This is a genomic window from Weissella sagaensis (assembly GCF_005405285.1).
GTDB lineage: Bacteria > Bacillota > Bacilli > Lactobacillales > Lactobacillaceae > Weissella > Weissella sagaensis.
Genome location: NZ_BJDT01000001.1, coordinates 102,446 through 124,987, shown reverse-complemented (window position 1 = coordinate 124,987; position 22,542 = coordinate 102,446). Strand labels below are relative to the sequence as shown.

The 22,542-nt window shown below is 37.1% G+C and carries 20 protein-coding genes; 5 read left to right on the top strand and 15 right to left on the bottom strand.

Going from position 1 to position 22,542, the window contains the following annotated elements:
• The first annotated feature begins 223 nt into the window (after positions 1-223).
• Together FFM55_RS00580 and FFM55_RS00575 are read left to right on the top strand one after the other, a co-directional pair.
• A complete protein-coding gene (locus tag FFM55_RS00580; protein ID WP_042492163.1) occupies positions 224-925 on the top strand; it encodes an amino acid ABC transporter permease in 702 nt (233 codons plus the stop codon).
• 5 nt (positions 926-930) lie between these two features.
• Positions 931-1,683, top strand: coding sequence for an amino acid ABC transporter ATP-binding protein (locus FFM55_RS00575; protein ID WP_042492164.1), 753 nt, complete (start codon positions 931-933; stop codon positions 1,681-1,683).
• A gap of 39 nt (positions 1,684-1,722) precedes the next feature.
• Here FFM55_RS00575 and FFM55_RS00570 read toward each other — a convergent pair whose 3' ends face one another.
• A complete protein-coding gene (locus tag FFM55_RS00570; protein ID WP_042492165.1) occupies positions 1,723-2,304 on the bottom strand; it encodes a TetR/AcrR family transcriptional regulator in 582 nt (193 codons plus the stop codon).
• A gap of 157 nt (positions 2,305-2,461) precedes the next feature.
• On the opposite strand from FFM55_RS00570, the gene FFM55_RS00565 reads away from it, so the two are divergent.
• Positions 2,462-3,319, top strand: a complete 858-nt coding sequence (locus FFM55_RS00565) for an aldo/keto reductase (RefSeq protein ID WP_137600358.1) — start codon at positions 2,462-2,464, stop codon at positions 3,317-3,319.
• 99 nt (positions 3,320-3,418) lie between these two features.
• Here FFM55_RS00565 and FFM55_RS00560 read toward each other — a convergent pair whose 3' ends face one another.
• The 9 genes from FFM55_RS00560 to FFM55_RS00520 form a co-directional block, all read right to left on the bottom strand.
• A complete protein-coding gene (locus FFM55_RS00560; protein ID WP_137600357.1) occupies positions 3,419-4,348 on the bottom strand; it encodes an L-lactate dehydrogenase in 930 nt (309 codons plus the stop codon).
• A gap of 18 nt (positions 4,349-4,366) precedes the next feature.
• Positions 4,367-5,527, bottom strand: coding sequence for an aminotransferase class I/II-fold pyridoxal phosphate-dependent enzyme (locus FFM55_RS00555; RefSeq protein WP_042492169.1), 1,161 nt, complete (start codon positions 5,525-5,527; stop codon positions 4,367-4,369).
• A 19-nt stretch (positions 5,528-5,546) separates the two neighbouring features.
• A complete protein-coding gene (locus tag FFM55_RS00550) occupies positions 5,547-6,917 on the bottom strand; it encodes an FAD-binding oxidoreductase (RefSeq protein ID WP_042492170.1) in 1,371 nt (456 codons plus the stop codon).
• Between the two features lie 370 nt (positions 6,918-7,287).
• Positions 7,288-8,112 carry an energy-coupling factor transporter transmembrane component T family protein gene (locus tag FFM55_RS00545; protein WP_042492171.1) on the bottom strand — a complete coding sequence of 275 codons (825 nt, stop codon included), beginning with the start codon at positions 8,110-8,112 and terminating at the stop codon, positions 7,288-7,290.
• Between the two features lie 3 nt (positions 8,113-8,115).
• Entirely contained in the window at positions 8,116-9,807 is a 1,692-nt protein-coding gene (locus FFM55_RS00540; RefSeq protein WP_042492173.1) for an ABC transporter ATP-binding protein, read from the bottom strand.
• A 61-nt stretch (positions 9,808-9,868) separates the two neighbouring features.
• Positions 9,869-10,429 carry an ECF-type riboflavin transporter substrate-binding protein gene (locus FFM55_RS00535; RefSeq protein ID WP_042492176.1) on the bottom strand — a complete coding sequence of 187 codons (561 nt, stop codon included), beginning with the start codon at positions 10,427-10,429 and terminating at the stop codon, positions 9,869-9,871.
• 137 nt (positions 10,430-10,566) lie between these two features.
• On the bottom strand, positions 10,567-12,006 hold the full coding sequence (gene rlmD / locus FFM55_RS00530; RefSeq protein ID WP_137600356.1) for a 23S rRNA (uracil(1939)-C(5))-methyltransferase RlmD: 1,440 nt from the start codon (positions 12,004-12,006) through the stop codon (positions 10,567-10,569).
• 30 nt (positions 12,007-12,036) lie between these two features.
• Entirely contained in the window at positions 12,037-12,711 is a 675-nt protein-coding gene (locus FFM55_RS00525) for a GTP pyrophosphokinase (RefSeq protein ID WP_042492179.1), read from the bottom strand.
• A 181-nt stretch (positions 12,712-12,892) separates the two neighbouring features.
• Positions 12,893-13,972: a BMP family lipoprotein gene (locus FFM55_RS00520; protein ID WP_042492182.1), complete on the bottom strand. Its 1,080-nt coding sequence runs from the start codon at positions 13,970-13,972 to the stop codon at positions 12,893-12,895.
• A 298-nt stretch (positions 13,973-14,270) separates the two neighbouring features.
• Here FFM55_RS00520 and guaA point away from each other — a divergent pair, with 298 nt between their 5' ends.
• Positions 14,271-15,824 carry a glutamine-hydrolyzing GMP synthase gene (gene guaA / locus FFM55_RS00515; protein WP_042492184.1) on the top strand — a complete coding sequence of 518 codons (1,554 nt, stop codon included), beginning with the start codon at positions 14,271-14,273 and terminating at the stop codon, positions 15,822-15,824.
• Between the two features lie 537 nt (positions 15,825-16,361).
• Here the strand turns inward: guaA and FFM55_RS00510 are convergent.
• From FFM55_RS00510 to proB, 3 genes are all read right to left on the bottom strand, one after another.
• Positions 16,362-17,027: a CPBP family intramembrane glutamic endopeptidase gene (locus FFM55_RS00510; protein WP_042492186.1), complete on the bottom strand. Its 666-nt coding sequence runs from the start codon at positions 17,025-17,027 to the stop codon at positions 16,362-16,364.
• A gap of 495 nt (positions 17,028-17,522) precedes the next feature.
• On the bottom strand, positions 17,523-18,773 hold the full coding sequence (locus tag FFM55_RS00505; RefSeq protein WP_371862338.1) for a glutamate-5-semialdehyde dehydrogenase: 1,251 nt from the start codon (positions 18,771-18,773) through the stop codon (positions 17,523-17,525).
• Positions 18,751-19,593 (bottom strand): glutamate 5-kinase, encoded by an 843-nt coding sequence (gene proB / locus FFM55_RS00500; protein ID WP_042492187.1) that lies wholly within the window; start codon positions 19,591-19,593, stop codon positions 18,751-18,753. Before proB ends, FFM55_RS00505 begins: the two co-directional genes overlap by 23 nt.
• Positions 19,594-19,766: 173 nt before the next feature.
• Between proB and dsdA the strand changes: the two genes are divergently transcribed.
• Positions 19,767-21,077, top strand: coding sequence for a D-serine ammonia-lyase (gene dsdA, locus FFM55_RS00495; protein WP_137600355.1), 1,311 nt, complete (start codon positions 19,767-19,769; stop codon positions 21,075-21,077).
• A gap of 67 nt (positions 21,078-21,144) precedes the next feature.
• On the opposite strand, the gene FFM55_RS10035 is transcribed toward dsdA, so the two are convergent.
• Both FFM55_RS10035 and FFM55_RS00490 read right to left on the bottom strand, forming a co-directional pair.
• Positions 21,145-21,276: a hypothetical protein gene (locus FFM55_RS10035; protein ID WP_257607277.1), complete on the bottom strand. Its 132-nt coding sequence runs from the start codon at positions 21,274-21,276 to the stop codon at positions 21,145-21,147.
• A 99-nt stretch (positions 21,277-21,375) separates the two neighbouring features.
• Positions 21,376-22,542: a metal-dependent hydrolase family protein gene (locus FFM55_RS00490; RefSeq protein WP_042492191.1), complete on the bottom strand. Its 1,167-nt coding sequence runs from the start codon at positions 22,540-22,542 to the stop codon at positions 21,376-21,378.

Sequence of the window (22,542 nt, the reverse complement as noted above, 5' to 3'; positions counted from 1 at the left end):
AGAATAAAGTAAGTTATTAGTTTATTTATTTGTCGTTTAAGGAGTATCATTATGTTACATGCTTCATCAAATAACTATATTGCTTGTGCGAGCCTAACGCGGTTTTTGCGGTAGGTTATCTTGGTGTACACCATTTTAATAATCGTAAAAAACGTGTTAGGCACCTGATTTCATCAGGATTGTTTAACACTTTTTTTGTGTTCATTTTTTGAAAGGATGACTCATGTTTCAATTTATTGCAACTTATGCACCACAATTAATTGTTGCTGGTATTAAATATACGATTCCATTAGCATTAATTTCTTTTGTGATTGCCGTTGTGATTGCTGCTGCAGTCGCTATTTTACGATCTTATGTCCCTCATGCTACCGGATTTGGTAAGCTTGGTTGGCACATTTTAAAATTTATTCTTGGATTTTATGTTTGGATTTTCCGTTCAACCCCTATGCTTGTGCAATTATTTGTTGTTTTCTACGGTTTACCAAAATTAGGTATTAGTTGGTTGTCGCCTTCAGGTTGGTCAGCTGCCGTGATGGTTCTATCATTAAATACAGGTGCTTATGCGTCCGAAGCTATTCGTGCGTCAATTTCATCCATCCCTGATACACAACGTGAAGCTGCTGCTGCTTTAGGTATGACTGATCGCCAAATATTTTTGCGCATCATTTTGCCACAAGCAACACGTATTTCTATTCCAACATTAGCCAACTCGTTTGTTGCATTAGTGAAGGATACGTCACTAGCTTCAGTTGTAACAATTGTTGAGATGTTCTACTTATCACAACAACTAGCTGCTGTTAATTTTGAACCATTACAAATGTATCTATTAGTTGCTGTTATCTACGCACTATTTGTTACCATCCTGTCATTCCCACAACGCTATATCCAACGTTGGGCTGACCGTTTTGTGAAAGAACAAAGGTAAAAAACATGCTTAAATTAGAACATATTGATAAACGTTATACTGAACATCATGCGCTACAAGATATCAACGTCACCTTCAATCCGCATGAAACAACTGTTATTGTTGGTCCATCAGGATCTGGTAAATCAACTTTGTTACGTTCATTAAACCTATTAGAGCGCCCCGATAGTGGGAAATATACGATTGATGACCGCACAATTGATTTAAGCCAGCCGCTAACAACTGAAACTTTATTGTGGGTGCGCCGTAAAACAGGGATGGTTTTTCAACAACCACGTATGTTCGACCATTTAACAATCATGGGAAATATGATTGAGGCCCCCGTTCATGTCCTTAAGCAATCCAAAGCTCAGGCAACTAAACATGCACACGAACTTCTGGCTGCAGTTGACTTAGACAACACTGCTGACCGTTATCCTTATCAATTATCTGGCGGTCAAACGCAACGTGTTGCGATTGCACGTGCACTAGCCATGGCACCTGATTATCTGTTGTTAGACGAACCCACTTCTGCTTTGGATCCAGAACTAGAGGCGCAAGTTTTACGTGTATTAAACGACTTAGCTCACGAAAACCAATCCATGATTATCGTTACCCATAATATGGATTTTGCGCGTCATGCTGCTGATCGGATGTTATTCTTGGAAGATGGTAAAATCAATTTTGATGGTACACCAGATGAATTTTTCAATAATCCGACTGAACGTATCAACCGTTTCTTAAATGCTTTTAAATTCAATCAAAATGAAACTGAATAAATAAAAAGCCAACTAGTTAAATTACCAGTTGGCTTTTTATTATTCTTCAGACGGCTTCATTAAATTTTGTTGTATAACCGGTAGCATTTCTTGCCACGTCGTTTCAAAAATTGTTTTAAATAAATTGTCATCCCAACGCCCTGCAAAAAAAGGATGATAAAAATAGGTAAATGTCTGCATAACCGTTTGACCACGTTGTTGACGGAACGTGTCCCACGCCATTATTTTTTCAACAGCTTTGGCAAATTCTTTAAGTCTAGGCTCGATTAAACTATCGTGCTTTCCCAGCTCAAATTTATAAAAAGCTAACATTTCTGGTGCTTCAGCAAAACTGGCTTGACGACGCGTTGAAAGCAACCACAACCAGTCATGCAATGCCTGCACCCGATTCTCTTTTGTAGCTCGCTCACTAGCTTCTATGATTGGTGCATCGACGTGCAACAACCAATCCTCATCCATTTCTTGAAATAAAGCATCACGGTTGGCAAAATGTTTGTACAACGCAGCTGGCGTAATTGTCAATTTGCGCGCAACATCAGCAAGACGTGCCTTTTCGTAACCTTTTTCCATCAACACAGCCTGCGTTGCTTCAAAAATTGCTTCCTTTGTAACTTTTGACATTTTACTTTCCTTTCTCACGTTATTATCTTTAATATTATACCCAACTATATCAAGTAGATAAACTATATAATTTAGTTTATCGTTATTTTTTGTTATACTGGACAGTGAATTATCAGCTAAATTTAACTGAAATATATTTAATAAGAGGTGTAAGTATATGACCATTTCATCATTAACCGATACATTTACCTTAACTAATGGGGTTAAAATCCCAGTTGTTGGATTTGGTACTTGGCAAACGCCAGATGGGGATGTTGCCTATCAAAGTGTGCTTGATGCATTAAAGGCTGGTTATCGCCACATTGACACTGCCGCTGCTTATGGTAATGAGGCTTCAGTTGGTCGTGCCATTAAAGATTCAGGTATTCCACGTGAAGACTTGTTCGTTACCTCAAAATTGTGGAACGACAGCCACAGTTTTGAAGCTGCAAAGATTGCTTTGGATAAGTCATTGCAACTACTTGGATTAGACTACTTAGATTTGTACCTCATTCACTGGCCAAATCCATTAATCAATCGTCGTAATTGGGACAAAGCCAATGCCGAAGCTTGGCGCTACATGGAAGATGCCTACACTGATGGTAAAATTCGGGCCATTGGTGTTTCTAACTTCCAAATTGAACACGTTGAAGCTTTATTAAAGACGGCAACAATTGCACCAATGGTTAACCAACTATTTGTTAACCCTTCTGACCTAGAAAAGGATATTGTGGCCTTCAACAATGAGCATAATATTTTAACAGAAGCTTATTCACCTTTGGGAACAGGATCTTTGCTAGCAGTACCTCAAATTAATGATATTGCTACAAAATATAATAAGTCAGTTGCGCAAGTATTGGTACGTTGGTCATTACAACATGGCTTCCTACCACTACCAAAATCTACTCATGCCGATCGCATTGCACAAAATGCTGATGTCTTTGACTTTACCTTAACAGATGAAGAAATGTCAGCACTTGATCAATTAGAAGGTGTTGCTGGGACACATCAAGATGCCTCACAAGCTGATTTTTAAATTATTTAATCCTTAGACAAAGAGGCGTCAATCGATTGATTGACGCCTCTTTTTTGAATAATCATTTAACTCTTTTATTAAAATGTATATTTATACAAATTATTCATTATCTAATTCTGCAATAACCGCCTCATATCGATCATGAATTAATTTTGCGGATGCTGCTAATTTTGTTTGTCCCTCATCTGATAAGCTTAATTTCACTTCATCAACGATACCTGCCCGACCAACGATCATCGGATATGAAACATATACCCCATATTCTGCACGATAATTAGAAACAGGTAATTCTTCATGACTATCAGTTAAAATAGCTTTTGTTAATCTGCTAGCTGCGCTGGCGATACCATAACTGGTAAATTTTTTACCATCATACACCGTAAATCCGCCAGAGCGAACGGCTTCATCTAATTCTGAGAGTGGTAGATTATATGCTGTAATTGGCTGTTCCTTAACCGTGACAGTCGACCAAGCCGTAAATTGTGAGTTACCATGTTCACCCACATTATATCCATGAACTGATTTTGGATGTACTTGCAACACTTGTCCAACAGCACGATGTAATCTAGCAGTATCCAACAGGGTTCCTGTCCCAATAACACGTGTTGTTGGGAAACCAGTAAAATGTTGATACATGGTCGTGATAACGTCCACTGGATTCGTAATCACTACTAAAACACCCTTAAAGCCTGATGCCACTAGTTTTTCAGATACGCCTTTAATTTGGTGTTTTGTGTACTGCAACTCAACAAAACGATCTTTATTTGTTACCGTTCCTTGTAAGGAAATTTTACCCACTGAAGAAATCACGACATCGGCATCAGCTAAAGCATCCCAATCATTAACAACATAATTGACATTATATTCTAAATTAGCTTTTGCATCTTCAAAATCTAGTGCTTCTGCGGTTACCTTCGCCTCATTAATATCAATAAAGACAAATTCATCTACTGCTCCTTGCGCTGATAGACTATGTGCAATCGCTGCACCAACGTGTCCTAATCCAATAATCCCCACTTTACGTGCCATATTACTACCCCTCCGTTACTAATAATTCTCCAAAAATGTGCCAATGCGTTTTACGGCTTCATGCAAAACAGCCATAGATGAAGCATAGCTAATACGAATGTATCCTTCACCACCAATGTTGAAAATTGAACCAGGAATAACGGCAACTTTTCCACGTTTAGCCAAATCCAGGCCAAATTCATAATCATCTTGATTAACATTAGCTGGTAGCTTAGCAAAAACGTAAAAGGCGCCTGTTGGTTGCGGTATTTCGAAACCTAATTGTCGTAGTGCCGGCACCAAGTAGTCACGTCGCTCACGATATGCTTCACGCATCCCCTTAGAGTCCAGCTTTCCTTGTGCCGATCCCAAGGCTTCTGCCGCTGCAGCCATTGCAGGATTTGAAGCAGACGTCACTGTAAATTGGTGTAACGTTGCAACTGGTGCTATTAATTCCTTTGGTCCAACAATAAACCCGATACGATAACCAGTCATCGCATGTGATTTTGAAACACCATTTAAGATAACCGTTTGTGCTGGTAAATATTTCGCAATTGAATAATGTGGTGCATCATAGGTCAATTCAGCATAGATTTCATCAGCAATAACTGTAATATCTGTGTCTTGCAAAACTTCTGCTAGTGCAGCTAATTGTTCTGCTGTGTATGTTACCCCAGTTGGATTAGCTGGATAGTTCAACAAAACCGTTGTCAATTTATCGCCATATTCATCAATGGCTGCTTGTAGTTGTGTCGGCGTCAACAAAAAATCAGATTTAGACGTATCAACATAGACTACTTCACCACCTGCCAAAGCGATAGTTGGATCATACATCGAAAAATTAGGCGCCGGTAATAATACTTTATCACCATCATTAACAAAAGCCGTCAATGTGTCATAAATCCCTTCAGTTGCGCCTAAAGTCACAACAATTTCAGAATCAACGTCATATGATAAATCATACCGATCCATCATAAAATGTCGAATTGCCTTTCGTAATGCGATGCTTCCTTTAGATGGTGCATAGTGTGAATCATCACTTATAATACTATCAATTGCCGCTTGCTTAACATGTTGTGGAACAGCAAAATCAGGTTCCCCAAGTGTTAATTTTAAAATATCTGCTACACCACTAGTTTGATCATCAAATGCACGGATGGCATTTGGTTCAATTGCTGCTACTCGTTTATTCACGCCCATATTTTAGCCCCTATATTTCTTATATTTTACGTCCTGGATTTAAAATGCCCAATGGATCGAATACTTGTTTAATTTGTTTTTGTAGAATTCTAACATTTGCGTCTAATTGATTTGGCACCCATGCATTTTTCAAACTACCAATACCATGCTCAGCACTTATTGTTCCCCCAACCTGAATAACAAATGCCAGAAGTTCATCAATAAATCGTTGCGTTTTTTCTGGCAAAGCACCTTCTTTATCTTCCAAGATAATATCTGGGTGCAAATTACCATCCCCCGCATGACCTAACAATAATAATCGTTGATCATACTTACTTGCTAATGTTTCTGCTTTATCTGCAACCTTTGCTAATTGCCCCAAGGGTACCGCTACATCTTCAACAATTAACCGACCGTACTGAGCGCCGGCTGCAAAAATATCTTGACGAATTTTAATAATTTCACTGGTTCGTTGCTGATCTTCGGTAACATCAATCTTTGTTGCACCATAAGTATGTAACACTTGTTCAACTGTGCTTAAAGCATCAGCTGCAGCCACATCAATTTGGAAAATCAACAATGCTTGTTCCCCATGACTTCCCAAATGGCTACCTTCATACTCATCAAGTGCTTCAATAGATACTCGATTTAAAATTTCTAACATTGATGGATTAACGCCACTAGCCTGGACCGCTTGAACTGCTTGCATTAACTCATGAATTGTTGGAAATGTTGCCAATCCTGTAACTGGTTGTCCCAAAGCAATTGGTAATAAACGCACGGTTGCTTCAACAATAATGCCTAAAGTACCTTCTGAGCCAATCATTAAATCGGTTAAATCATATGCTGCATTATTCTTAAATGTTTTACCACCCAAAGTGAGTAATTCACCGTTTGCTAAAACAACCTTTAGTCCTAACACAGATTGCTTTGTTGTCCCATATTTTAGTGAAGACATACCGCCTGCATTGGTCGCAATATTTCCACCAATTGAACTAATTGGTTTTGAACCTGGATCAGGTGCATAAAAATAGCCAACCTGACGGACTTGTGTATCTAAATCACCATTTAATACACCTGGTTGAACAACCGCAACTTGGTCTTTTGGATCAATTGCTAAAATCTTATTCATGTGTGATAAATTTAAAACTAAACTGCCTGTTAAAGCGGCAGCACTGTTAACAATTGATGTTTTGGCTCCTTGTGGCACAACCGCAATTTGATGTGTCGCGGCAAATTTGACCGTTGCTTGCACATCTGCAATTGTCGTAGCAAAAACCACTGCATCCGGCATCACCTTTGTTGTAATCTCTTGTGTATAATCATTTACGCCATATGTGGCTCTAGTCTGCTCGTCTAATGCAATTTCACCATCTGGCAATTGCAAAGGCGCAAAATTTGTCGTTGTCATATTGCTCCTCTAAATAAAAAAGTCCCGTCGCACCATAAAAATATGGAACGACGGGACGATTGAAATCGCGTTACCACCCGTGTTTCAATTTACATCACTGTAAACTGCTCACTAAGTCATGAATTACTTACATGCTATATCGCGCACACCGGAAATCACTTATATTAACTACTCATAATTCCAATCACTCCCGGGCCAAAATTCATTTGCTGAATCGATTGCCTTACACTATCTACAACTCGCTTTGCGTATTCATCACAAACTACTTACCCATTCACCGTGTTTACTCATATTATGGTAAAACGCGTATTATGAAAAGTCAATCATTAAATTAAAATAATCTCATTTATTTCACATTTAATATTAGCAATTATGAAAATGGGTACCAAAAACGACTACCTGTTACTTTGATTAATAGTATTTCAATCATGACAAGTATGACAATACCTAATAAAAACCACCAATCTTGTTTTTTAAACTTTTGCTCATAATACCAACTACGCTTTTTTTCTTTACCAAAACGTCGTAGATCCATCGAACGACTAACCTCATCAATTTTTGATAGTGATGAAAAAACAAGTGGCATCAGGATACCAAAAACACCTTTAATACGTTGCCTTAGCGGTACATTAGATGACATATCAAAGCCCCGAGCTTGTTGCGCATGACTAATCATTACAAATTCTTGCTGCACACTTGGAATATAGCGCAATGTCAAAGCAACCGCATATGAAATACGATAAGATAGACCAATTTTATTCAATCCAGCTGCAAATTCACTTGGATTAGTTGTTAGTAAAAATATCAATGCTAATGGTAAGCTGAAGAAGTATTTTGCCAATACGATGAACTCATAGAATAATTGCTCTAATGTTAATGCATACCGACCTGACCCAAATAAAATAGTCTGAGTATGAAATAATTTCACACCGTACTGTGGCGCAAATAGATAAATCAACAATAAATTCATAGCCGCAAATACAGCCACAAATTTAACAATAGTTGACACGTTTCTCCAACGAATTCCTGCAACCTGCAACCCAACAACAGCAATTATCATCAACAAAATTAAGTAACGAACATCAAAACTTAACATACCGCTAATCGTAAGCAATAAAAATATCAGCAGTTTAGTACCACCACTTAATTGATGAATAATAGACTTTCCTGGCTGATAACCAAATATATTATTCATAACCTATCCTTTCCCAATTAATGCTGTTAGCGCAGCTGGATTACTCAACCCATATTGCTGTGCTAGCTCATAAACCGTTGTTATTGATAAATCAGCCTGTTCAACTAAATGCGGATCATTTAATAAACTTGCCGGTGTTAGATCAGCTAACAGTTGGCCATCTACTAATACTAATGCACGATCAGTCGTCGATAACATTAAAGACATATCATGTGTGATTACCATTACTGTCGTATTAAATTGTTTATTCAAGTGCTTTACAAAACTCATAATAGCCTGTGCATTCGCATAATCTTGCCCAGCTGTTGGTTCATCCAAAATTAATATTTTCGGAGCCAATGCCAAAACTGCAATAATTGTTAGACGCTTTTTTTGACCATAACTTAATACTGTTATCGGCCACTCACGCATACCATACAAGCCTGCTAATTTAAGCAACTCGTAGACACGTGGCTTAAGCTCTTCTTCAGACATACCACGCAAACGCAGACCGCTCGCAACCTCATCATAAATAATTGACTGTGTAATCATTTCATTTGGATTCTGTGAAACATAGCCGATATAATCGGCTCGTGCTTTAATTGGTAAACCTGATAAATCACCAACACCTGCTAATGTCATCGTACCTGCCGTCGGTTTTATAAATCCGGCAATTAATTTACTTAGTGTAGATTTTCCTGAACCATTTTTACCAACAAGAGCCACTAATTCACCCTCATATAAAGTAACATCAATATTTTCAAATAATGATTGTTTACCGTATTTAAATGTCAGTTGTTGTATGGTTAAAATTGACTCTGCTGTTGGACTTCCCGTTTGATTCTGCCGACTTATGCTATTCTCTAATATCTGTAACTTGTCGTATACATCTGGTCCCGTTATTTGTGCCGGATTAGTAATATTAACGAGCCCATCAAATGAAACACCTGCTAATTTTAATAGTTGCAGATAGCCCGGCATTGCTAATCCATACTGCGCTAATGCTTGCGTTTTTAAAATTTCATCAGGTGTCCCATCAAAGGTGACTACACCCCTATCTAACACAACAACACGATCTAAACGATGCTGTAAGACATCCTCTAAACGATGCTCAATCATAATAACCGTCAAATGATATTTTTCTTGTAATTCATCTAACAAAGCTAACATACGATGCCCACTTGCTGGATCTAAACTCGCCAATGGTTCATCAAATAATAAGATAGGACTATCATCAATCAAAACGCCTGCCATTGCGACACGTTGTTTCTGTCCACCAGATAATGCTTGCGGTGCTACGCGTAACAATTCCTCTAGTTCCATGATTTTTGCCCATTGTTGTACCTTAGAAAATAACTCATTGTGTGTCACATTATCATTTTCCAAAGCAAAAGCAACATCTTCAGCAACCGTTAATCCAACGAATTGGGTGTCCGTATCTTGTAAGACTGTACCAATATCAAAAGAGCGCTCAAAAATAGACATATCTTTAATGTTGTGCCCATTAATGGTAATGTCACCAGTTATTTCTCCCTGATAGGCGTGAGGAATTAACCCATTAAGCAATTGTCCTAAAGTGGTCTTACCAGAACCTGATGGTCCAGATAACAACACGCGCTCCCCTTGTTCAATATTTAAATTAATGTGATGTAAAGTTGGCTCTGATTGTGAGTCATATTTAAATGTTACATCGCTCATTTTAATTGCTAATGTCATTAGCCAACTACCTCTACTATATTTTTATATGTATGAGTAGGTTTACCCTACTCAAAATCGCTTAATCTTTTTCTTTTAATGAGCCTTGCTTAACCTGTGTTTTATTGTAAGCAACGAGCAATAAGCTTCCTAAAATACCAACTGATACGAAATTAATACCGGTTGATACAAAACCTTGTAAGAACACTTTGCTAGCAGGTTCACTATAAATCAATACATCCCCTAAAGGTGCAATGACACTCCAAGCAATCAAATTGGCAACCAATTGCCAAACGTTAAACCCAACCAATTTTTTAGTAGTTAAATCACCATTAATTAGGTTCATTTTCTTTACAGCCAACCCTAAAACAACACCAAATAGTGCATCAGCAATGACCCATGTCCACCAAACAGAACCATAAGAAATCGCATCATTCAAAGCATGACCGATAAAAGCAACCAGTCCACCAACAATTGGGCCAAAAATAGCAGCAAGTAACGACAACCAAGCTTCGGCAACGTTGATTTGGGTATTAGGAATGCCAGTTGGAATAGCAACGAATTTAAATAAAATTAAAAATACAGCGGCTCCAATACCAGTTGCAACAACTGAGCGTGTTGATAATCCCTTACGTTGTTTCATAATCTTCTCCTTTATTATAGCCTGATAAATTAATGTAAAAAACGACAATACTACACTATGTTAGCATTGTCGTTTCTCTCATCTTATCTTTATGTTCGATAACCAACATACTAATATAATAGCATCACCGTCAACATTTATTTCTTAGTAAATTTGACGATACCTTCCCAACGAGCTGTCTGTGGGAACATATCAATTGATTGGATATAATCGACACGATAAACCTTTGCCAAATCAACTAAATCACGTGCCAGCGTTGAAGCATTACATGAAACATAAACAAATTTATCCGGCTTCGTCGCTAATATTGTTTGGCGTAATGCACCGTCCAACCCTGTACGTGGTGGGTCAACAACCAACGCATCTGCAATCCAACCTTCATCAGCCCACTGTGGTATTAATTCTTCGGCAGCACCAACGTAGTAAGTTGCATTATCAACTGCATTATCAATAACATTTTCAGTTGCATCATCAATTGATTCAGGTATCGTATCCATTCCGCGCACTTCACCTGCATGATCAGCCAATGAGATACCAATTGTTCCAACACCTGAGTAGGCATCAATTAGCTTATCCGCTTTTGTTAGATCCAATGCTTTAATTGTTTCTTGGTACAAGCGTTGCGTTTGGCGTGGATTTAATTGTAGGAAGGCTCGTGGTGATAATTTAAAAGTTTTACCATTTATGTCTTCTGTAATATAGTCTTCACCCCAAATTTGACGTGTGTCATCTCCCCATATTAATGAAGAATCACCACGATTAATATTTTGATGAATTGAAACAACTTCAGGCAGTTCAGCATGAATTCGTGCGATCAATTCATCTGAATCAGGTAATGAACGACCATTGGTCACAATCGTTAATTGCACATCTCCTGTTGATTCTGAAACACGTGCAATTAATGTTTTAATCGAACCGCGATTACGACGCTCATCATAAATTGATAATTGCATATCAGTTAAAATATCACGAACTGTACGAACAACTTTTAACGTAGCTGGGTGTTGTGTTGTCATAACTGGCAAGTCAATTAACTTGTGAGACTGACGTTTGTACATTCCCACCGCTAATTTACCATTCACCTCACGTACAGGGAACTGCGCTTTGTTACGGTAACCAGTTGGATCATCCATACCAATTGTTGGTAATAATTTATAATGTGCATAACCAGCAGGCCGATATTTTTCCAAAGCTTGACGAATGACGTCTTGTTTAAATTTCAGTTGGCCTTCATATGATAGATGTGCTAATTCAACTCCACCGACCTCTTGATTATCAACCGGTGTTACACGTTGCTTAGACTGTTTTTTGAATTTAAGCACTTTTGCTTCAATAAATTTATTCGTAAAGTTAGTGACTTCAACTTCTACAACTTCCCCTGGTAACGCTCCTGGAATAAATGTGATCTTACGTTTATAGTAGCCAATTCCTTCACCGTTAATCCCTAAACGCTTAATTGTAATTAATAGCTGATCACCAACTTCAACTTTTACTGGTGCACTGTTCTGTTTATTTGTTCCACGTGAAACATGATTGTTTTTACGATCATGTGCTTGATTTTTTTGTTTATTTTCCATATTTCGTTCTACAATAGCTCTTTCTTTTGATTATAATTCATGATGAATATCTTGGAAATTTTGTTCAATAGCAAATAATGCATTAGCATTATGTACTAAATTATCCGCAAATTCTTCTGCTCGGTCAACATCTATTTTGTAACGCAGTTCGTGTTCCAAGCTTGCCCACATATCCATACCAATCGTCCTGATTTGAATTTCTACTGGGATTGATTCAACTTCACGCGCCTTAAAAACTGGTACTTTAACTACCAAATGAAGGCTACGGTATCCACTGTCCTTAGGGTTTTCAATATAGTCTTTACGTTTAATAACTTCTATATCATCTTGTTGAGATAATAGTTTTTCAACTGTATAAATGTCATCAATATAATTTGTAATAACCCGCAAACCAGCAATGTCAAAAATATTATTTTTAACAGCATCCACGTTGGGAGCCAAATTTTTCTTTTTAATTTTACCCACCAAACTTTGTGGATCTTTCATACGACCGTCAATATGGTGAATTGGATTATGATTATAGTTAACTTCAAATTCTGCATCTAAATTTTCTAACTTCGTTAAAATTTCATGCTGGGCTGATTCATACACTTGATACATTTGTGCAATTTGAGTTAATTGATTGGCAATCCAATCATATTCACTGTCATCCCCAAGCAATTGTCGAATTTTTCTAACACTCATTGTATTTCTTTTTGAATTCATTTTTAATATTCCTTATGTGCAACATCACGCAACGTACTTATCTTATAAGTCATTATACTGAACTATTAATCATTTTTCGAAATTTTTTACTCGATAATAACTTAAAAAATGAATTTTATTTCATATTAAAAAGCCGAAATCTTACGAAAAGTACTCGTATGACTTCGACTAAATTTATTTTTTACTTGTTTGGCACTGCTGAAACCTTGATGTCACCATCAATGATTTGTTGTTTAGCATTGTTCACAGCGTTCTTTTCATCACTGTTCAAATTTTTTGTCACAACACCTACACCACCTTCTTTTAGACCATAATAAACAGTCTTACCACCAGGGAATTTATCATTTTGTGCTTGCTTGGTAATTAATTGCAAACCACGACCAATCCCCGTTAATGATGATGTTAGCGTCAAGTTATCTTGTTTACCATCTTTGGTCTTATAATCACCCATATTAGTTTGGTCAAGATCAACACCAATTACCCAAACTTTACCCTTTGAGCCTGCAGGTAACGTAGAACTTTGGTCTTTTGCTGCTTGGAAAACGCCATTACCAACGCCACCAGCAGCTTGGAAAATAATATGTTCACCTTCTGCTATTTTAGCTTTTGTTATCGTTTGTCCTTTAGCAGGATCTGAAAAAGTGCCAGCAAAAGTTGCATCTACTTTAATACTTGGATCAACTGATTTCACGCCGGCTTGGTAACCAGCTAAAAACGATTCAATGACTGAATTACGCATACCACCAATAAAGCCAACTGTTTTGTCGCCAACTTCTTGTGCTTTCTTAGCTGCAGCAACACCAACTAAATATGAAGATTGTTCAGAATGAAACTTAACTGAAGCAACATTTTTATATTTCTTATTTGCTTGCTCATCAACCAAAACAAATTTTGTTTTTGGTTGCTTTTGTGAAACAGTTTCGACAGAATCTTTAAACGTATTACCAATAGCTGCAACCAAATCATAATTAGCTGTCGCTGCTTGTGTTAATTGCGTATTATAATCAGCAACTGTTTTAGGTTGAAAATAGTTATAACCTGACTTACCCTGGGTTAAGTTATTTGCTTTACCCCATTTTTGTAAACCATTCCATGCACTTTGGTTAAAACCTTTATCGTTAACACCATTCGTATCTGACACCATGGCTGCTGTAAATTTATCATTATTAGCTGCTTTTTCACCGTTCATTGATGCAACACCAATTCCTGCAATCGCAACTACTATTACGCCACCAATAATCATCATCCGACGTGAAACCATTTTTGAATACCTCCAAGTATTAATCCCTCGACCCAACCACTCACTTAAGAGTTCTTAAAAATATAATAATGTAAATTACTATAGCGGTCTCAACAAGAGAATGCAAGACTATTTTTTAGCATATTTTAAAGTGTTTTATTGAATGATAAAATCATTAGCAAAAATTAGTTTAATATGTGAAATGACCCGTTTATCAATCATTATTTTATTTACAGCAACTACGAACATTACCATAAACATGCATTGAAAATTATCATAAACTACGTATAATAGAATTATAAATTAAATGGAGGATATCATGGCCAACACAGATACACACGATAGTATTCTTGTATTGGACTTTGGTTCTCAATATAACCAACTAATTTCACGACGCATTCGTGAATTAGGTGTTTATTCCGAACTAAAGCCACACACTATCACCGCAGCTGAAATTAAAGAACTTCAACCTAAAGGTCTAGTCTTTTCTGGTGGTCCTAATTCAGTTTACGCTGATGGTGCCTTTTCTGTTGATCCAGAAATTTTTAATCTAAACATTCCAATCTTAGGTGTTTGCTATGGTATGCAACTTATGGCACATATGTTGCCTGGCGGTAAAGTACTACCTGCTAACAACACATCTGAATATGGTGAAACTGAGATTAAGGTTTTGGATACAAACAGCACCTTATTCGCTGACACACCTGAGACTCAAACTGTTTTGATGTCACATGGTGATTATGTCGGTGCTGTTCCTGAAGGCTTTACTGCAGTTGCTACATCTGATAGCACCCCTATTGCTGCGATGGAAAATAAAGAACGTCAATTATATGGCGTGCAATTCCACACTGAAGTCCGTCATACCGTTCATGGTATGAAGATTTTAGAAAACTTCATTGATAATGCCGTTCACGCTAACCGTGACTGGTCAATGGATGATTTCATTGACGAGCAAATCGCAAAGATTCGTGAAACTGTTGGAGACAAACGTGTTTTGCTTGGACTTTCTGGTGGTGTTGATTCATCAGTTGTTGGAGTGCTATTGCACAAAGCTATTGGTGACCAATTAACATCAATCTTCGTGGATCACGGTCTACTTCGTAAGAACGAAGCAAACGAAGTTATGGCAGCACTTGGTGATAAGTTCGGTCTAAACATCATTAAAGTTGATGCTCAAGACCGTTTCTTGAACAAGCTTGCTGGTGTAACTGACCCTGAAAAGAAGCGTAAAATCATTGGTAATGAATTTATCCGCGTCTTTGATGAAGAAGCTGCTAAGCTTGATGGTATTGACTTCCTTGCTCAAGGAACGTTGTACACTGACGTTATCGAATCAGGTACTGACACGGCCCAAACCATCAAGTCACACCACAACGTTGGTGGATTGCCTGATGACATCCAATTCCAATTAATCGAACCTTTGAACAAATTGTTTAAGGATGAAGTTCGTTCACTTGGCGAAAAGCTTGGTATGCCACACGAACTTGTTTGGCGCCAACCATTCCCAGGTCCTGGTCTAGGAATCCGTGTTCTTGGTGAAATCACTGCTGACAAGCTAGAAATCGTTCGCGAATCTGATGCTATCTTGCGTGATGAAATTGCTAAGCAAGGATTAGACGGCGAGGTATGGCAATACTTCACAGTCTTGCCAGGCGTTCGCTCAGTTGGTGTTATGGGAGATGAACGTACTTACGATCACACCATCGCCATTCGTGCCATCACATCTGTTGATGGTATGACAGCTGACTTTGCTAAGCTACCATGGGATGTCTTAGAAGAGATCTCTCGTCGTATCGTAAATGAGACTGCCCACGTTAATCGTGTAGTCTATGATATTACAGCTAAGCCACCTGCAACTGTTGAGTGGGAATAAAACAAATAACTTTTAAAATATTTGGTACCAATAACTAATCTTACAGATTAGTTATTGGTACTTTTTTTAATTAATCAAAAAGAAAAATAGATCAGGAAATTATTAAAGATAACTTTTCCTAACTAAAAATTCTATACAAAAAGCAGTCAAATTTATGACGAGCTCAGTTGCTTGATGTTCAAAATAAGTTGTTTTAACAAGAAAAGATGCGTTTAAATAGTTGTTGCAAGAAACGATTATTTTAACTATGAACGACACTTAGGAAAAAATGACCTCACTCCGTATAAACACCGGAATGAAGTCATTCATAAAAGCGAGTACGCCTGATTTAATTTTATAATATTTTAACCATCTACTTGACGAATTTTAGTACACTTTAAAACTTTTTTGTTCGATTAACGCAATACCAATGTTAATAAAATGACTTATTCTAAATAATTAAGCTACTAATTATCGCTAACATTAATAATGCTTCATTTAAATTTTATTATTCCTTCATCAATCGTTGCTTTACCAATTCCACATTTTAATATACTACTAAAAAGTCATAGTAGCTAACGCATTAGCTAAAACGTGAGTAAATATTGTTATTGTTATATTTCTGTCCGAATATTCATATATAATTGCTAAAAAAATTAGGTCAAAATAATAAATAACTGTGACTACAAATGTTTTCAAATCACCTAATCCCCAAGAAAATCCATGAACTAAACTAAACAGAAAAGTTACTATTAAAATGCGAATCCACTTACTAAATCGGTTTTCCTTTTTAAATATTTTAGTCAACAATTGACCTTGAATTATTTGTTGAAAAATAAGTTCCTCCGTTATCGGTGCAAATACAAGCACAAATGGTACCAATAAACAAGAAGGCACCTCTCCTAAAAAGGAACTTTGAGAAACTCCTGGATTTACGTTCAATATGCTCATTGTTAAAAAATCATACAATTCAATTGATAACAAACCAATTACAGGAATAATTATGAGCAATATTTTAGGTTTTATATTAAGCCCATTAGTTACCTGTCTTTTATAAATTTGTATAATAAAAATTGAAAACACAACATTTATCAAAATTGTCACCGTTAGACTATTTAATAAATGTAACAAATCATTCAAAAAAAAATCTAATCCGTCACTAATTACTAAATAAACTATTACTAAAGACACAAGCCATGTCGTTTTATTTTTTACCTGCATCATGCTTACCAAAAACTCTCTTTACAAATAAAATAATCCTATTAATATGAAACTATTCCACCAATATTAATATGCCATGAAATTTTTTTAACATGACGCTTCTTACTATGCTTTTTCCCTTCTACCAATGACAAGTCTTGCATGTCAATTACTTGTCTTTTTCTAGTTCATTAAACATTTGAACTCTCCTCAGTAAAAAACAGGATGTCAATAAATATTCAAAAATCAATTTGCCAATTTTATAATAAAATTTGTTCCAAAGTATTTCAAGATTTAAAAGTATACATTTTGTAAATATTACATTTTATAATTCCAGTAAATTTTGTAACCCTATTCTAAGAATCATTGATACTTTTATAAGATATTAATATTATCTTGTTCCGTTTTCATAATGAGACAATGCACTTGTAGTAATATCCATTTAATAGAGGAAGAAAATTTAGAACACTAACTACGTCCATCATTATGGGACTATAGATGTCATCCCAACTTCATTTTTTATTCTCTAATTTGTCCTTGACCTAAGATGACATATTTTGTTGTTGTTAATTCTTTTAAGCCCATTGGTCCACGAGCGTGTAGTTTTTGCGTTGAAATACCAATTTCAGCACCAAAACCAAATTCAAATCCATCTGTAAAGCGTGTTGACGCATTAACGTAAACACACGCTGCATCAATTTGTTGGGTAAATTGTTGACTGTGTTCATAATTGGTCGTGATAATCGCTTCAGAATGTTTTGTATTATGTTTATTAATATGGTTAACTGCTTCTTCTAAATTATTCACAACTTTAATTGCAATAATATAATCATTATACTCAGTATCCCAATCAGCAACCTGAGCCGGCTTCGCTTGGTCACCCAAGATTTGACAAGTTTGCTCGTCACCTCGAATTTCAACATGCTTTTCAGCGAGAGCTCGCGCAATTTTTGGCAAGAAATCCGCCGCAATTGCTGCATTAACCAATAATTTTTCGGTCGCATTGCAGACAGATGGGCGTTGCGTTTTCGCATTAAGGATAATGTCTTCAGCCATCTGTAAATCAGCTGTTTCATCAACATAAATATGACAATTGCCTGCACCTGTTTCAATAACTGGAACTGTTGCATGCTGTACAACTGTCTGAATTAATCGTGATGAGCCACGTGGAATTAAGACGTCAACATATTGATTCAATCGCATAAATTGTTGTGCTAATTCATGTGACGTCTCTGTAATCATCTGAATCGCATCTTGTGGCAAATCAAATTCAGCTAGAACAGCACGCAAAACCGCTGCCATTTTAATATTAGTCTGTAATGCTTCCTTACCACCACGTAAAATTACGGCATTCCCCGACTTAAAGCAAAGAGCTGCTGAATCAGCCGTCACATTGGGTCGTGCTTCATAAATAATACCAACTACGCCCAGCGGTACCCGTTTCTGACTAATTTGTAGTCCCGATTCCGTTGTCCAACCACGCTCAACATTACCAATTGGCTCTGGTAAGTCAGCTACCTTTCTAACGCCATCAGCAATACCAGCAAGTCGATCTGCAGTTAGCGTTAATCGATCAATAAACTTATCCTCTAAACCTGTCTGACTTGCTAAATCTTCATGATTAGCTGCCAAAATTTCTGGTGTTTTTTCTACTAAAGCATCAGCCATTGCAAGTAAAACCTGATTTTTTATTGTCGTAGACAATTGCGATAACGCTAAAGCAGCTGCTTTCCCTTGCTGACCAATTTCATTTAATAATTCTGTCATCATCTAATTCCTCACTATTGTTTTCTGCAATAAATAGTGTGCCAATTTCTTCACCATTCATAATATTAAAAATAATTGATGGATTAGCGCCATTTGCCAAAACCATCATGTGATTATGACGTAAAATATGAGCCGCTGCTTTTAACTTTGTGGCCATCCCACCTGTACCAAATACAGTGCCAGCGCCACCTGCTCTTTTTAATGAATCATCCGTTACTTGATGCAATTCCTTAATTAATTTAGCATGCGGATCTTGATGTGGATTGCCAGTATAAAAACCGTCAATATCCGATAACATGATTAACAAATCCGCATGTGAGCGTACCGCAACAATTGCAGATAATTGATCATTATCACCAAAAGTTGTCCGATGATCCAACTCATCAACTGCCACTGTATCATTTTCATTAACGACTGGGATAATTCCCCAATCTAGTAATTGTTCAATTGTATTATGAACATATTCCCGACTCTGCGGATAATCTAATACATCATGTGTCAGCAATACTTGACTAATTTTTTGACCGTAAGTAGCAAAGCGTTGTTGGTATACTGTCATCAATTCGCTTTGCCCAATCGAAGCTAATGCTTGTTGTTTGGGTATCTCTTCTGGTCGGTTTATTAGTCCTAATTGCCCCATACCAGCCCCAATAGCACCTGAACTCACTAAAATAACTTGTTTACCTTCGTTAACTAATCCTGTTAAGGTATAGCTCAATTGATCGATTGCTTGCAAATCAATTTTGCCGTTAGGATGCATTAAAGAACTTGTACCAATTTTTACAACAATACGTGAAACATTCCCCATGTGACGACTCGTCATGCGAATTGCCTCCATTTTCTATTAAGTTTTATCATAATTCTACAATAATCATTTAAAATAAAACAGCTAAAAATAAATATCTTGTATGTGACGTTAGCTTACACAATTACACTAGAAATTAATGCTTGGCGTTATACTAATTTTAAATTTAAAGGCGAAAGGATTGATAGCACATGAGTTTAGAAACATTGATAACAGAAAATCCCCAAATTGAAGATTTAATTAATCAACAACCCACTTTTTGGCGCAATCCAGACTACGCTCAAAAAGCTACATTGCCTTTTTCAAAAACAGATATTTTTGATGCCGTTGCCCGCTTAGATCGCTTTGCACCATACTTAGCAACTGTTTTCCCAGAGACAGCTGCGACAAACGGCATCATTGAATCACCCCTGATTTCATTAAATCATATGCAGAAAATTTGGAACCAACCGGCGCATGAACTTGCTGGCCATCTATATTTAAAAGCTGACAACGCTTTACCCATTTCAGGTTCAATTAAATCCCGGGGTGGCATCTATGAAGTCCTAAAATTTGCCGAAGAAATCGCAATTGCACATGGGAGTTTAGCTTACATGTATGACTATAGCATTCTCGCCTCTACTAAATTCCGGAAATTATTCGCTGATTACAGCGTTATTGTTGCTTCAACTGGTAATCTTGCATTAAGTGTCGGTATCGTTGCAACCACATTTGGATTTAAAACGACGGTCTACATGTCTCATGATGCTCGCCAATGGAAGAAAGATAAATTACGTGCAAACAATGTAACCGTTAAAGAATTTAACACCAATTTCTCAGCAGTCATGCCAAAAGCACGGGCTGCTGCTGCATCAGACCCAAACTGTCATTTTGTAGATGATGAGGGTTCCAACGACTTATTTTTAGGTTATGCTGTTGCGGCCGTCCGTCTACAAAAGCAACTTAAAGCACAACAAATTAAAGTTGATCAGGAACATCCCATTATTGTTTACTTACCAGCAGGCGTTGGTGGTAGTCCCAGCGGTGTTACATTCGGGCTAAAAACCATCTTAGGTCCTCACGTTCATGCCATTTTCTGTGAACCCACCCATGTGCCTTCTGTCACACTTGGCATGATGACCCAGCTCAATAATCGTATTTCAGTGTATGACATTGGTTTAGATGGTCTAACGGCTGCTGATGGGCTTGCTGTTGGTCGACCATCCCGTTTAGCTGGTAAAGTTATGCGCACGCTTCTCTTTGGTAGTGTCACATTCCCAGATAATGATATCTATCGCTATGTTGCACAGTTACAAGACATGCAACATATTACCGTTGAGCCTTCTGCAGCTGCTGGTTTTACCGGTATTACACCAACAATCAAAAATATGCCGGCATTTAATACCCCAAACGCTACACATATTGTTTGGGCAACTGGTGGCAGCATGATGCCCAAAAGCGAACGTAATACAAATTATGCTAAAGGAAAAGCACTATTAACCGATACTTTAGCTCACGTTTAATGAAATATACTAAAAAGGACCGGTAAAGCACACATTAAAGTGGTACTTTACCGGTCCTCAGACATTTTTAAAATTTTTTCTTTAAATAATTAAACATATCCACAATTGCAGCCATCAACAGACTAATTAAAAATGATTCTGTTGTTGTTTCCCAAAGATCTTTAGCAATCTGTTTTATTTTACTCAATAATTGTTTCATACATTAATTAAACCATAAAGTATAAGCTACTTACAACGCTAATGCTGTGATTCACACATACCTATTTGCATAAAATTTGAAACATCAATGGCACAAGTTTTAAGCCACAACATGTCCTTTTTTGTATACAACCTTATCGGCTTGCAAGGCCTTAATATCTTGCATTGGATTGTCATCCAACACAATAAAGTCAGCTAATTTACCAGCTTCAATGGATCCAGCATGATCGGTAATCTTTAATAGATCAGCACCATTAATCGTTGCTGCTTGCAAAGCTTGCAAATTAGTTGCACCAGTATCGACCATCATTGCTAATTCAATTGATGAATTCTTATTGAAATTATTATAAGCAGTTCCTGAATCCGTACCCATTGCTAATTTAACACCAGCTTTAGCGGCCTGTCCAATACTTTGACGATGTGCTTTTTCAACAGCTAATGACTTCTTTACCATAAAATCAGGTAATTCATCAGCATTTTGATTAATTGCCCATGGCGCTGTCAAAGTTGGCACAATGTAAATATCTTTATCCAAAAACATTTGAATTGTTTCATCGTCTAAGAAAATAGCATGTTCAACTGAATCAACACCTGCTCGTAATGCATTTTGAATGCCTTCCGTTCCCTGCGCATGTGCACAAGCTGTTCTCCCCTTATGATGTGCCTCAATAACACCTGCGCGCAGTTCTTCTTCTGTCATCTGAACATCCCAAGGTGTTTCCCCATTAAATGATACACCACCAGTCGCCATCATCTTCACATTACGTGCACCTTTTTTCATTACCAAACGTGCAAACTTCTTAACTTCATCGACACCATCAACTTCATAACTACCATTACTAAAATGGCCACCTGTCATCGTTAGCGGATAACCAGAAGCAATAATACCAGGTGCAACTAACTCACCGCATTCTTCTAGTGCCGACAATTCAATGTCCACATCAAATACTGAACCAACATCACGAATATAAGTCACACCATCTGTTAGCAACGCATTCAAATTCTTTAATGCTAAAAATGTTGACGTTGCAGCAGTCACATCTTTATCCCCCAGTGTTGAAATCTTTTCATATGGATCTGCCACTATATGTGTGTGCGCATTAATCATCCCAGGCATTACATACTTACCTACCAAATCAACTTCTTGATCAACATCCGTAGCTGTTATAAACTCCCCAGAATCTGTATCAACAATAAAGTTAATACCTTCCTCAAAATCCGTATTATTACCTGTAAAAACATTTGCATTCTTATATAAGACTTTCAT

What these genes read in the sequence shown, in the direction of transcription:
- FFM55_RS00580 (WP_042492163.1), top strand. Translation starts at nt 224, where the DNA reads ATGTTTCAATTTATTGCAACTTATGCACCACAATTAATTGTTGCTGGT.
- FFM55_RS00575 (WP_042492164.1), top strand. Translation starts at nt 931, where the DNA reads ATGCTTAAATTAGAACATATTGATAAACGTTATACTGAACATCATGCG.
- FFM55_RS00570 (WP_042492165.1), bottom strand. Translation starts at nt 2,304, where the DNA reads ATGTCAAAAGTTACAAAGGAAGCAATTTTTGAAGCAACGCAGGCTGTG.
- FFM55_RS00565 (WP_137600358.1), top strand. Translation starts at nt 2,462, where the DNA reads ATGACCATTTCATCATTAACCGATACATTTACCTTAACTAATGGGGTT.
- FFM55_RS00560 (WP_137600357.1), bottom strand. Translation starts at nt 4,348, where the DNA reads ATGGCACGTAAAGTGGGGATTATTGGATTAGGACACGTTGGTGCAGCG.
- FFM55_RS00555 (WP_042492169.1), bottom strand. Translation starts at nt 5,527, where the DNA reads ATGGGCGTGAATAAACGAGTAGCAGCAATTGAACCAAATGCCATCCGT.
- FFM55_RS00550 (WP_042492170.1), bottom strand. Translation starts at nt 6,917, where the DNA reads ATGACAACGACAAATTTTGCGCCTTTGCAATTGCCAGATGGTGAAATT.
- FFM55_RS00545 (WP_042492171.1), bottom strand. Translation starts at nt 8,112, where the DNA reads ATGAATAATATATTTGGTTATCAGCCAGGAAAGTCTATTATTCATCAA.
- FFM55_RS00540 (WP_042492173.1), bottom strand. Translation starts at nt 9,807, where the DNA reads ATGACATTAGCAATTAAAATGAGCGATGTAACATTTAAATATGACTCA.
- FFM55_RS00535 (WP_042492176.1), bottom strand. Translation starts at nt 10,429, where the DNA reads ATGAAACAACGTAAGGGATTATCAACACGCTCAGTTGTTGCAACTGGT.
- rlmD (WP_137600356.1), bottom strand. Translation starts at nt 12,006, where the DNA reads ATGGAAAATAAACAAAAAAATCAAGCACATGATCGTAAAAACAATCAT.
- FFM55_RS00525 (WP_042492179.1), bottom strand. Translation starts at nt 12,711, where the DNA reads ATGAATTCAAAAAGAAATACAATGAGTGTTAGAAAAATTCGACAATTG.
- FFM55_RS00520 (WP_042492182.1), bottom strand. Translation starts at nt 13,972, where the DNA reads ATGGTTTCACGTCGGATGATGATTATTGGTGGCGTAATAGTAGTTGCG.
- guaA (WP_042492184.1), top strand. Translation starts at nt 14,271, where the DNA reads ATGGCCAACACAGATACACACGATAGTATTCTTGTATTGGACTTTGGT.
- FFM55_RS00510 (WP_042492186.1), bottom strand. Translation starts at nt 17,027, where the DNA reads ATGATGCAGGTAAAAAATAAAACGACATGGCTTGTGTCTTTAGTAATA.
- FFM55_RS00505 (WP_371862338.1), bottom strand. Translation starts at nt 18,773, where the DNA reads ATGATGACAGAATTATTAAATGAAATTGGTCAGCAAGGGAAAGCAGCT.
- proB (WP_042492187.1), bottom strand. Translation starts at nt 19,593, where the DNA reads ATGACGAGTCGTCACATGGGGAATGTTTCACGTATTGTTGTAAAAATT.
- dsdA (WP_137600355.1), top strand. Translation starts at nt 19,767, where the DNA reads ATGAGTTTAGAAACATTGATAACAGAAAATCCCCAAATTGAAGATTTA.
- FFM55_RS10035 (WP_257607277.1), bottom strand. Translation starts at nt 21,276, where the DNA reads ATGAAACAATTATTGAGTAAAATAAAACAGATTGCTAAAGATCTTTGG.
- FFM55_RS00490 (WP_042492191.1), bottom strand. Translation starts at nt 22,542, where the DNA reads ATGAAAGTCTTATATAAGAATGCAAATGTTTTTACAGGTAATAATACG.